This window comes from Neobacillus sp. WH10 (assembly GCF_030123405.1).
Lineage (GTDB): Bacteria > Bacillota > Bacilli > Bacillales > Cytobacillaceae > Neobacillus.
The window spans coordinates 188,996-201,991 of sequence record NZ_CP126110.1; the positions used below are offsets into that span (position 1 = coordinate 188,996).

The 12,996-nt window shown below is 36.5% G+C and carries 8 protein-coding genes; all 8 read left to right on the top strand.

The window, feature by feature from the left end:
* Positions 1 to 64 precede the first annotated feature (64 nt).
* On the top strand, positions 65 to 892 hold the full coding sequence (gene cdaA, locus QNH20_RS01045; protein WP_283921105.1) for a diadenylate cyclase CdaA: 828 nt from the start codon (positions 65 to 67) through the stop codon (positions 890 to 892).
* The gene (locus QNH20_RS01050; RefSeq protein WP_283921106.1) at positions 885 to 2,102 is read left to right on the top strand and encodes a CdaR family protein; all 1,218 of its coding nucleotides are present in this window, start codon (positions 885 to 887) and stop codon (positions 2,100 to 2,102) included. The genes cdaA and QNH20_RS01050 overlap by 8 nt, the downstream gene beginning before the upstream one ends.
* 38 nt (positions 2,103 to 2,140) lie before the next feature.
* Complete coding sequence (gene glmM / locus QNH20_RS01055; protein ID WP_283921107.1) at positions 2,141 to 3,490, top strand: phosphoglucosamine mutase; 1,350 nt, start codon at positions 2,141 to 2,143, stop codon at positions 3,488 to 3,490.
* Positions 3,491 to 4,105: 615 nt separating this feature from the next.
* Complete coding sequence (glmS, locus tag QNH20_RS01060) at positions 4,106 to 5,908, top strand: glutamine--fructose-6-phosphate transaminase (isomerizing) (RefSeq protein WP_283921108.1); 1,803 nt, start codon at positions 4,106 to 4,108, stop codon at positions 5,906 to 5,908.
* A 371-nt stretch (positions 5,909 to 6,279) separates the two neighbouring features.
* Positions 6,280 to 7,119, top strand: coding sequence for a TnsA endonuclease N-terminal domain-containing protein (locus QNH20_RS01065; protein WP_283921109.1), 840 nt, complete (start codon positions 6,280 to 6,282; stop codon positions 7,117 to 7,119).
* Between the two features lie 16 nt (positions 7,120 to 7,135).
* Entirely contained in the window at positions 7,136 to 9,313 is a 2,178-nt protein-coding gene (locus tag QNH20_RS01070) for a Mu transposase C-terminal domain-containing protein (protein ID WP_283921110.1), read from the top strand.
* Entirely contained in the window at positions 9,297 to 11,027 is a 1,731-nt protein-coding gene (locus QNH20_RS01075; protein ID WP_283921111.1) for an ATP-binding protein, read from the top strand. The genes QNH20_RS01070 and QNH20_RS01075 overlap by 17 nt, the downstream gene beginning before the upstream one ends.
* Before the next feature lie 25 nt (positions 11,028 to 11,052).
* A complete protein-coding gene (locus QNH20_RS01080; RefSeq protein ID WP_283921112.1) occupies positions 11,053 to 12,987 on the top strand; it encodes a TnsD family Tn7-like transposition protein in 1,935 nt (644 codons plus the stop codon).
* Positions 12,988 to 12,996 lie beyond the last annotated feature (9 nt).

Here is a 12,996-nt window from a genome sequence, read left to right on the forward strand (position 1 = left end):
TTTCACTTTATGATATAATAAATTAGTTCACTATACGTTTTAAGAAAGTTACGGAGGAAGAACAATGCAGTTTGCTGATTTCACTTTAGGGAAGTATTTAGCTAGTATTGTTGATATAGTCCTCGTATGGTTTGTCATTTACAAACTGATTAATGTGGTAAGAGGAACGAAGGCAGTTCAGTTATTAAAAGGGATTCTTGTTATTCTTCTTGTCAGAGTGGTCGGTGAGCGGCTTGGTTTAACTACAATAAGCTGGATGATGCAACAGGCCATAAATTGGGGATTTCTTGCTGTTATCATTATCTTTCAGCCTGAGCTTAGGCGTGCTCTTGAGCAATTAGGAAGAGGGCGTTTTTTTTCAAGAAGCAGTACGCAGGATGATGATAATCAAGAAAAAACAGTCGAAGCGATTGTTAAGGCGACCGATTATATGGCAAAACGCCGAATCGGGGCATTAATCTCAATTGAGAGAGAAACGGGCATGAGCGATTACATAGAAACAGGGATTCAGTTAAATTCCAATATTTCTTCGGAATTGCTTATTAATATTTTTATTCCAAATACACCGCTCCATGATGGTGCGGTTATTATCCAAAAAAATAATGTTTCAGCAGCAGCATGCTATCTTCCTTTATCCGAAAGTCCATTTATTTCAAAGGAGCTCGGTACAAGGCATCGTGCTGCATTAGGAATAAGTGAGGTCACTGACAGTATGACAGTTGTAGTGTCGGAAGAGACCGGTAATATTTCTCTAACAAAGAATGGCGAACTACATCGCGATTTAAAATTGGAGGAGTTAAAAGAAATACTCACGAGTGAAATGGTTATTCATAATAAAGTAAAACAGGCTTCTTCAGCTCGTTGGAACTGGAGGGGAAAAAATAATGGATAAACTGATGGATAATCCTTGGTTTATAAAAATCCTTGCCTTGTTATTGGCTGTCCTCTTATATTCTTCTGTGCCGCATAAAGGGAATGATGTAAATGTTCCTGGAGAGCAAGCGACAGAAACCATTGAGGATATGCCCGTAAAGGTTTATTATGATACGGAAAATTTAGTTGTGTCCGGTATTCCCAACACGGTTGATGTTACCCTTAAAGGCCCTATTACACATGTCCAATCTGCCAAGGCATTAAGAAACTTTGAGGTATTTGTAGATTTGACAGATGCTAAGATCGGTAAACAGAAGGTGAACCTCAAAGTAAAGGATTTATCTGATAAATTGAAGGTAACATTGAAGCCGGCTAGTGTGAATGTAACAATTCAAGAAAAGATTACAAAGGAATTTAAAGTCGATGCTGAAATTAATAGGAGTCAAATCGAAGAGGGCTATACTGCAGAACAACCTATTGTAGAACCAAAAAAAGTGAAAATTACTGGCGCCAAGGATGTCATTGACCGAATAAGCTATGTCAAGGCAACCATTGAGGAAAAAGGTAAACTGAAAGATACCATTACAAAAGAAGCCCGCATCCAAGTACTCGACAAAGAACTAAACAAGCTAGATGTTGTCGTGGAACCAGGGACAGTTAAGGTTACCATTCCAATAAAAAGTAACACCAAGACCGTTCCAATCAATGTAGTAAAAAAAGGAATAGCTCCACCTGGAGTTACGATTGAATCAATAGAACTTGATGAAAAAGAAGCGACCATTATAGGAAATGAAGATGTTCTAAAAAATACAGAAAATGTCCGAGTAGAGGTGGATATTAGTAAAATTTCCGAAAATACCACACTTACTTTACCTGTAATTATTTCAAATGGGATTACGAAGGTGACTCCGGAAACGGTAAAAGCAACTGTAGTAGTCAAAAAACAAGAAGAGAAGACCGTCTCAGGAGTACCATTAAAAATCCGGGGGTTACCTGAAACCTATAAAGCGGAGATTAATGATCCAACAAGTCATACGATTAATTTAGTGGTGAATGGCTCAAGTGAATCAGTATCGGGGGTAAGACCTGAAGACTTTACTGTATTTATTGACTTGTCTGGTTTAACAGAAGGAAGTCATAATGTCAAAATTCAGGTCGAAGGTCCAACAGATGTCAATTGGAAACCTGACAAAGCGACAGCAAAAATTACGATAACAAATAATGCATAAGATTCAGCAATTCACATGTTGAAGGAGAGATTTTTAATATGGGTAAATATTTCGGTACTGATGGGGTACGCGGCGTTGCAAATAGTGAATTAACACCTGAAATGGCATTTAAATTAGGCCGATTTGGCGGATATGTATTGACAAAGGATAAGGATCGTCCAAAAGTACTGATTGGCCGTGATACACGTATTTCAGGACATATGCTTGAGGGAGCTCTTGTGGCCGGGTTGCTTTCTATTGGTGCAGAAGTAATGCGTTTAGGGGTTATTTCAACTCCAGGAGTAGCTTATTTAACAAAAGCGTTAGGAGCCCAGGCAGGGGTCATGATTTCTGCTTCTCATAATCCAGTGGCTGATAACGGGATTAAATTTTTCGGGCCGGATGGCTTTAAACTATCGGATGATCAAGAGTTAGAAATTGAAGAGCTAATTGATTTACCAGAAGATCAATTGCCACGCCCAACAGGTGCCGACCTTGGCCAAGTTATGGATTATTTTGAAGGCGGACAAAAGTACCTGCAATACTTGAAAAATACTGTTGAGGAAGATTTCTCAGGCATCCATATTGCGTTAGATTGTGCTCACGGAGCTACATCTTCGTTAGCCAGCCATTTATTTGCCGATTTAGATGCCGACCTTTCTACAATGGGGGCATCACCAAACGGGTTAAATATTAATGATGGGGTTGGCTCCACACATCCGGACTCTCTAGCAGCTTTGGTAAAGGAAAAAGGAGCCGATGTTGGTCTTTCCTTTGATGGAGATGGCGACAGACTGATTGCGATTGATGAAAAGGGAACTATCGTTGATGGTGACCAGATCATGTACATTTGCGGTAAGTATATGAAAGAACAGGGCCGCTTAAAGCATGGTACAATTGTCTCAACTGTCATGAGTAATCTTGGATTTTATAAAGCCCTTGAAACCCATGGAATTCATAGTGTGCCAACAGCAGTGGGTGACCGCTATGTTGTGGAAGAAATGAAGAAGAATGGCTTTAATCTTGGCGGTGAACAATCAGGTCATATCATTTTCTTGGACTATAATACGACAGGTGACGGCTTATTATCAGGTCTTCAGTTAGTTAATATCATGAAAGCTACCGGAAAGACTTTATCAGAGTTAGCAGGAGAAATGAAAAAATATCCGCAAAAGCTTGTGAATGTACGAGTAACCGATAAACATCATGTGACAGATAATGCAAAAGTAAAAGAGGTCATTGAGCAAGTGGAAACAGAGATGGAAGGAAACGGAAGAATTCTTGTCCGTCCATCCGGAACAGAACCACTTGTCCGCGTAATGGCGGAAGCGGCCACAGAGGAATTGTGCGCATCCTATGTTGATCGCATCGTCACAGTAGTAAAAGACGAAATGGAATTAAAAGAATAAGAAAAGTGAATAATTGTTTAAGCCAGAGTGCCCAGCGATTAGTGGCCATCTCTTCCTTCAAAAAGTCAATATCGAATCGACTTGAGGTCCGTGTTTCTTAATCTTAGTCGAAGCGGGCTCCTGGCCCTTCGTCGCTAACTGGGCTCTTCCACTTTTTTTATGCATAAGGGAACGATTCAAATCCCTTATGCATATTTTATTATGTATGGTTTTTGAATAAATTTTTACAATTATGTTTTAAGTTGACGGACGACTGACAAATCATGTAATATTAATCTGCTTTGTTATTTTAAAGCAGTAGTTAGTCATTTACTTTGAAAGGAGGGTAGGAGAAGAAACAGTAATTAAAAGCGCCTGAACTAATCTTCAGTGGTTAGATTAGTTGACGAGGTGGAGGTTTATCGAAAATTCGGCGGATACCTCCCGGCTATGACGCAGGGCCGTTAATTTCTTCTTTAAATCATAGAGGTAACTTTGTGGACAAAGAGAAGAAAATGCGCATAATAACTGAGTGTTTAAAAAGGGTATAGACAGATACCCGACAAAAACAGAGATAAGGGGGCAAGTATGCCCTCAGAAGCAGCTTGCCCCCTGTATCAGGGAGGAAATAGAAATATGTGTGGAATTGTTGGATATATAGGTAATAACGACTCGAAGGAAATTTTATTAAAAGGCTTAGAAAAGCTTGAATATAGAGGCTATGACTCAGCTGGTATCGCTGTGAAAAATGAGAATGGCATACATGTTTTTAAAGAAAAAGGCCGTATTGCAGATCTGCGTGAAATTGTTGATGTAGATGTAATGGCAAACATCGGGATTGGCCATACACGTTGGGCGACCCATGGAGTCCCAAGCAGAGTAAATTCTCATCCTCATCAAAGTGCTTCCGAACGCTTTACCCTTGTTCACAATGGTGTCATTGAGAACTATGATCTTTTAAAGCGTGAATATTTAACAGAGGTTACTTTCGTAAGTGAAACGGATACTGAAGTCATTGTTCAGCTAATAGAGCTATTTGTAAACGAAGGTTTACAAGTATTAGAGGCGTTCCGTAAAACGCTGACCCTTTTACATGGATCATATGCCCTTGCCCTTTTAGATGCTGCGGACAATGACACCATTTATGTAGCGAAAAATAAGAGTCCCTTGCTTGTTGGGTTAGGTGATGATTTTAATGTAGTGGCAAGCGATGCGATGGCTATGCTGCAAGTTACAGACCAATACGTAGAGTTAATGGACAAAGAAGTTGTTGTCGTTACAAAAGATGAAGTGACGATTCAAAACCTTAACGGCGAAGTTATTAATCGTGCGCCATATAAAGCAGAACTAGACGCCAGTGATATTGAAAAGGGCACATACCAACACTATATGTTAAAAGAAATTGACGAACAGCCTCTTGTGATGCGGAAGATCATTCAAACGTATCAGAATGAGCATGGGGAGTTAACGATTGACCGCGAAATCATCGATGCTTTAAACGAAGCTGATCGTCTATATATTATCGCTGCCGGTACATCTTATCATGCTGGTCTTGTTGGTAAGCAGTTCATTGAAAAAATGGCGAAAATTCCGGTTGAGGTTCATATCTCCAGTGAATTTGGCTATAACATGCCGCTTCTATCTGAAAAGCCATTGTTTATCTTCATTTCACAAAGTGGGGAAACAGCTGACAGCCGTGCTGTGCTTGTAAATGTAAAAGAAATGGGCTACTCTGCATTAACGATTACAAATGCACCTGGTTCAACGCTTTCTCGTGAAGCTGATTTTACTCTCTTGCTCCATGCAGGCCCTGAAATTGCCGTTGCCTCTACAAAGGCGTACACAGCGCAGATCGCTGTTCTTGCAATCCTAGCTGAAGTAACTGCAAAGAGCCGTGGATTAGAGGTTGGCTTGGATCTTGTGAAGGAGCTTGGAATCGTTGCGAACGCAATGGAAGTTCTTTGTGATTCTAAAGAGCTGATTGAGCATATCGCTAGAGAGTTTTTATTAGTAACACGCAATTGCTTCTTCATTGGCCGTGGAATTGACTTTTATGTTGGTCTAGAAGGGGCATTAAAGCTAAAGGAAATTTCTTATATTCAAGCGGAAGGCTTTGCCGGCGGTGAATTGAAGCATGGAACGATTGCTTTAATTGAAGAAGGAACACCGGTTATTGCTTTAGCTACACAAGAAAATGTAAACTTAAGCATTCGCGGCAATGTTAAGGAAGTAGTAGCCCGCGGAGCAAACCCATGCATTATTTCAATGAATGGTCTAAATATGGACGAAGACAGCTTCGTCATTCCAGAAGTACATGAATTATTAACACCGCTTATCTCTGTCATACCATTACAAATCATTTCTTACTACGCTGCCCTGCACCGCGATTGCGACGTCGACAAACCTCGTAATCTTGCGAAGTCGGTAACGGTTGAGTAAGAAGGCAGTAATAATAAGTTGAAGTGTTCACCGATATTAATGTTGGTAACTAGACATTAATGTTGGTAACTCTTTATTGTAGTAGGTAACTAAACAAAAAAGTAGGTTACTCAAACATGTAGTTTTTAGAATTAACTAAAGAGAAATTGGAAATAATGTTTTATTAGGGCTAAATTGTTGCAAATGGTTGATTATAAACCTTAAGCACCAATTAACAAAAAACTTTAAGAAAAGGCAAAAAAATTAAATAAGCATTAGTAAAAAATTAGTTAAAAACTAATGCTTATTTAATTTTGCCTTTTTCAAAGTTGATGTTAATTGGTGCTTTTTATTTTGCTCTTTTTTATCAATTTTTATGGAGGAAGTCAAAGATGTCGAATGGATCAAAGATACAAAAGCGACAACAAAACAAAATTAAGGACGGAAGAGGACAGGGGTCTGGAAAAGATTATAAACCATTTATACAAGCACATGACAATAAGGTTGCATCAGAAGGTTGGGTAACTAGGCACCTTGGATGGAAAACGCAAAGAATTCACCATACAATGTCTAGTCACGAGAGAAAATACCTGTATTTTTTGGAATGGCTTGATGCAGTGGTGGACATTAGAGAACAGTTTCCTTTACTTCCATTAAGACGGACAGAGGAAATAGCCAAGCAGCTTGGTATAAAACATGCACACTTAGATGGAGTGCCGGTTGTGATGACTACTGACTTTTTGATAACATTACGAACTTCTCAAGGATTAATTGATATCGTTCGAACAGTGAAGCCTGCCTCAAAATTAACGAAAAGGACTTTAGAGTTATTTGAAATCGAAAGGAGGTTCTTTCTAGAACAGGGAATTGATTGGGGAATTGTGACGGAACGGAGAATGTCAGATATATGTATATCAAATGTAGAGTGGATGTATGAAGCAAGATACTTGGATACTAGGCCTAATATAGATGAAGAGCTCGTTTCACTAATTAAAGATGACCTCTTTAAAGTGATATTCCATGATCAAGGTAATACTTCTATAAGTAAGTTATGCCTGAGATGTGACAATACATTTGGAATAGAAAATGGGACAAGTATATTTATCTTAAAGCACATGCTTGCAATAAAAAAATGGAGGACCGACATGAATACACAGATAAAAAATTCAAAACCGTTAATAATTGTAAATTGTGAAGAACACAAAATTTCTCTTAATAAAAATATAGGATGAATGGAGAAGAAAAACAATGGTTATTTATCAAAACAGCATAATTGAATTGCTTAATTTAGATTTAAAAGCTGACAAAATTATTCGAGTTCTTTGGATATCGCCTAGTCAAGAAGATATGTATGTAGTAGAAATAAATGATCAAAAAAAAATGACTTTCCCTTTTGCCATTGAGTATAAGGAACTATTAAGTGATTTGGAGGAGGATAGAGCACGTATAGTAAAGGTAGACCCAGACCTAAGATTGATTTCACCAGATCCAGTGTATTTGGAAAAGTATAAAAAAGATCGGGATACTAACTGGAATATCATTAAAGATATTGTTTGCAGGGAACCAGAAATATACATATCAGAGTTCCGAGGAGCAATGGTCGAGGAAATGAAAGAACAGACCGGAAAGGCTAAAAAAGAAATATATAAATTTCTTAAGAAGTATTGGTTTTATGGAAAAACAAAAAATGCTCTTCTGAAAAACTACTTCGATTGTGGTCGTAGTTCAAAACCAAGGAGATATTCAAAGAAACCTGGGCCAAAGCCGAATGAAGGTAATGGGTGGATTGTTACTGAAAAGGATAAAGAAATTTTTAGAAAGGCTATAAATAAATTTCATATAAAAGAAAAGATGGATCTTACTGCAACACATCAACATATGCGTGAAGAATGGTATCATTCTGGGTTTTACCGTGAACATGGTGTAATGGTGCCTATAGTTGAGCATGAAAATGCCCCTTCTTTGCGTCAATTTACATATTGGTATAATAAAGAATTCTCTTCTCTGCAAAAGTATTCAAATCGGAGAGGTAAACGAAAAGCAGAAATGGATGTAAGACCAATTCAAGGAGATCCAGCGGCAAGAGCAATAGGTATAGGCCATTTATATGAAATTGATTCAACTCCGGCAGATATTATCTTGGTGGCAGAGGACAGGAAAACGAAAATTGGAACACCCACTTTATATATAGTTAAAGATGTGTATAGTCGAATAATCGCAGGTTTTCACGCTAGTTTAAGTCCTGCCTCTAAAATTGAACTTATGGTTGCAATGATAAATGCAGCATCAGACAAAGTAGAGTTTTGCAGGCAATATGGAATTAAGATAAAAGAAAGTGATTGGCCGTGTAAAAATCTACCGGTTTATTTAGCGGGTGACCGAGGAGAATTGAAAAGCAAGTGGGCTGAAAATCTTGTGAGCCTTAAGGTTGACGTTGATAATGCACCATCGTATCGTGGCGATTTAAAGCCTTTTGTAGAACAACATTTTAGGTTAACTAATAAAGAAATCCGTGAGCTATTTTATAAGGCAGGGGCAAAACCTCCTAAAATGATAGAACGAGGGGATGAAGATCCCACAGGTAAGGCTGCGTTAACCATTTATGAATTCACTCAATTTATGATAATACAAATTCTCACCTATAATAAATGTGCTCTTCCAGATGAATTTTTGGTTACTAAGGAAATGTTTGAGGAAAAAGTGGAATTAACTCCAAAGGGAATATGGGAATGGGGAGAAAGTAAATCAGTTCTACATGAGGAGCCGTTTGATGTGCTTATATATAATCTTTTGCCAAAGGAACAATCAACTGTAACTAGAAGTGGAATAAAGTTTTTGAATATGTACTATACAAGTGACTTAGGGTTAAAATGCGGTTGGTTTGTGGATGAGAGGATAGATGGAAAGAAAGAAATTGAAATCAGATATGATCCTCGAAACGTCAGTAGTATTTTTTTACGTATAAACAGTGGAAAGATAGTACAATGTTCACTTACAGAAAAGTATAAAGAATATGATGGCTTACATTTAGAGGATGTTAAGGCAATCATGAAATACAAAAAAGATGAAATCAAAAATCAGGAGAAAGAAGAACTACAACACAAAGCAGTATTACATGCCTTTGCAGAAAATTTGGCTAATGACGCGATTATAAAAACAAAGGATGCAACTGAAAGTCTAAGTCTTGCACAAAGACAAAAAAACAAGAGGGAAACAAAAAAAGCAGAAAGTAAGACTGTGGGTAGTCAAAATGCATTCACTGCAAAGGAATCGTTAAGAACAAATGGAGAACAAATAGAAACAGCTGAGATTATTACTTTTCCAAACAAAAATAACATAATACCTCAAAATGAGGAGAGCAAAATACAGCAACTTTTTGGAGCTAAGAATAAAGAAAGGAGAAGAGAGCGTGAATCTATGGAATGAAGGGCAAGAACTGTTAAAAGGTGTTCATTGCAAGGCTGAGTATAAAGAACAAATTGTTGAGCAAAATCAAGGAAATCCCCTTATTGAAGCGATACCAAGCCGTTTAGATATCGAAATGTTTTACGATAAATTATATTCCATTCCTATGTTTAAAACTGAACACTTGGGATATGGAATTGAGGACCGTTTGGAACTTGTACAGCAAATAAAACCTAGCTTTTGGTTACCCCTTCCTAGCCATTATGATAAATATAGGAGTCTGTACAATATGCTAAAAATAGGTTATCAATCAAGGAACCCCGTTACGGCTATGTATAACCGACAGTTTGCTATAGGCTGGGATAAAATCCTTGAAACAGGATTAGATGAAAATGGTGCCAATATTGCTGGTAACATTCAAACTGCGCAAAGTTCAACCGAAATTGGTTTAAGTGGTATGGGGAAAAGCAAAGTTTACGAACGAATACTAAAATTATTGTTTCCACAGGTTATCCATCATAGTGAGTACAAAGGAAGAATTTTACTTACCACACAAGTGGTTTGGCTTAAAATTGAGTGCCCAAGCGGTAAATCCATAGGTGCATTATGTAAAAATTTTTATGCAGCTGTTGATGATTTGCTGGGAAGTAAGTTTTATGAAAAACACGGAGAAAAGGGTGGGACAATTGATGATTTGGCGAAAAGAATGGTTAAGGTAGCAGCGCAAATCAATCTTGGAGTATTAATTATTGATGAGATACAGAATGTTCATAAGGCACATTCTGGTGGTGATGAGAGAATGATTAATTTCATAACTGAATTGGTTAATACTATTGGAATTCCAGTAATTGTGATTGGGACTTTCAAAGCGATGTATCTGTACAAAAAATCATTAGCTGTTTCACGTAGAGGTATTCCAGATATGTACAATGAAAATGTTACAAGTTTAATGCTGGAGGATAGTTGGGAATGGAATGAATTTATTCAGAATCTATGGGATTTGCAATACACTGCAAAATATACGACGTTAACAGATGACTTAAAAAAGGCTATGTATTACCAAACGTTAGGCATACCGGATATAGCTGTGAAGTTATTTATGCATGTGCAGGCTAAAGCGATATTAAATGGAGAAGATGAAAAAATTACGGTATCACTTTTAAATGATGTGGCGTCAAAGAGTTTACGCCTTCTTCAACCTATTTTTGAAAAGATAAGAAGGGGGAGCAGCATTTCATTGTTAGACGAATTAGATGATGTTCACTTAGAATGGGATTCGTTTAACGATTATTTTAAACAAGCCTCTCACCGTATAAATCTATATGGTAAAGTAGCTAAAGATCATTCTCGTGTTAACCAACAAAAAAATAAAGACTCAATCATTAATGAACTTGTGCAGTTTGCATTAAATCTGGTTTCAAGTACTGAATTAGCAGAATCACTCGCACTAACTGTTTTTCAAGCGAGTGAGGGAATGGGGGATAAGAGCAACATGTTCGCTCATTTAGCACAACTGGTATTAGCTAAAAAACTTCCAAGTTCAGTAACCAACGTCGTGAACCAAGTGAGTGGTTTACCAAAGTCAACAAAACCCAAAAAAATAAAGCCATTACTAGAACAAGGTGATATTCGTTTTATAGTCAGTGAAGGATTAAAAAAAGGATTGACCACAGAAGAATCCTTATTTGAAGCAGGTTTAGTAAAAGAATATGATGAACTGTTAAATATCATTTAAGAAATAATCACCCGCGGAGGAAAGAATGACACCGTTAATATCGTTTCCAGAACCTTATCCTGATGAAGACTTTAGGAGCTTGGTTTATCGTTTTCATATTAGGTCATCTAATGGGACACTGGTCGAAACTAATATGGATTTATTTGAAAAAAAATCTGGGAAGTACTCGATATTTCCAAACAAACTAATAACATTTTTGAGGAAATTACCAATTGGAAATTCATATAGTTTAGATTACTTTATTTTAAACCATACCTGGTATGGTTTAATTTTTGCATTTATGAAGAATGGCAAGAGGAATGACCTTACTGAAGTTATTAAATATGGGAGTGAAAACAAATTTTATATTTCTTCTAACGTTCCCAATAATTTATTTTCTCGTACGATACGATATTGCCCATTGTGTTTGAAGGAAGATGTAGAGTTATATGGTGAATTTTACATTCATAGAAAACATCAAATAACCTTTATGGATTTTTGTCATAAGCATTTTGTACTATTAATCGATAAATGTAGTTGTTGTGATGCGGATTTAACCAGTATTTCTTATGAAGGGTTGAAAAATCGTCCGTGTTGTAAAAATGGCCATGACCTGACGAGAGTTACCAAAACGGTTTTGATTGGTGAATTGGAGCAACTAAAAATTGATGTATTTAATCTTATTTGTTTTTTTAATGAAAATTATCAGACTTTTAATTCAGAGAAAATCACTCATAAAATTCTTATGGGATTATGGCACAAAAAATATATTCAGTATAAAGGGAGGATTTTAAAAAAGGAGTTGATTTTTTCTATTATCTCCGAGTATGGTAACTTACAATTACAAGCTATTTCATTAAGTCCAGGACAGATCAGACATAGATCTTATGTAGCCAGAGTATTGAGTAAGGAACTTAACCAAGATATTATTTTTTATTGTTTATTAATCCTCTATTTGTTTCATTCAAAGGAAGAATTTGTAAACTATCATATTGATATTGCAAATCCAATACCCTTCGGGCAAGGACCATGGAAATGCTTAAATAAAATTTGTGATGGATTTAATAATTATGTGATAAGTAAAAACAAGCGTATCGCAAAAAATTCTGGTGGTACGGTAATATCTGCAGAGTTTGAATGTCCTATTTGTGGGCAAATCTATGTGAAAAGGTGGCATCCAAATCAGGATAAAAAGGAAAAAGTGATGATTAAAACAATGGGGGGAAAATGGATTAATCGCCTTCTGGAGTTATACCTTAATGGGGATTCTTCGTATGAAATAGCCCGAAAACTTGAGTGTTCAGAATTCGGAGTAAGAAATAATTTGAATAGAATTGTTGGCAGCTCCAATGTTTTAACAGCTCAAAATAGAGAAGCTGTAAAGCAAATTATTCAATCATATTGGGAATCGGCTGGTACCAGTGAGACAGATAGGAAAAAAGAAGAGTTTCGTAATGTTGTTGTCAAAATTCTTATTTCTTGCGAATCCATTAGCAGAACGAACTTGTCTAAAAAAATTCCCTATGTATATCAATGGCTGAAGATGAATGATATTGAATGGCTAGAATCGGCCTTACCATTAAAAGAGACTAATAAAAAAGTACCTGAAGACTTAACACACTTTGATGAGCAATTATCAGTAAAAATCCAAAAAGTTAGCGAGGAATTATATAAGACTTGCCCTTACCAAATAAAAAAAACAACTATTTTAAAAAAACTATCTAAGATAGAAATGAACCGACTTAAATCTATGTCCAGTCGTCTTCCGTTAAGTACTGTCTTGTTAAATAAAAATATTGAGTCATTGAATGATTATTTCATAAGGAGGGTACCTTTTGTAATAGCTAATTTGTTAAAGTACGGTTATAAAAACATTACTCTAAAAAGTTTAGAAAGTTATGTAAAGAATTATAGTAAGTGTGACCTGGATACACAAAAAAAAATTAAAGAATATTTAAAAGAAATGGGCTTTTATGAATGATAATTAACT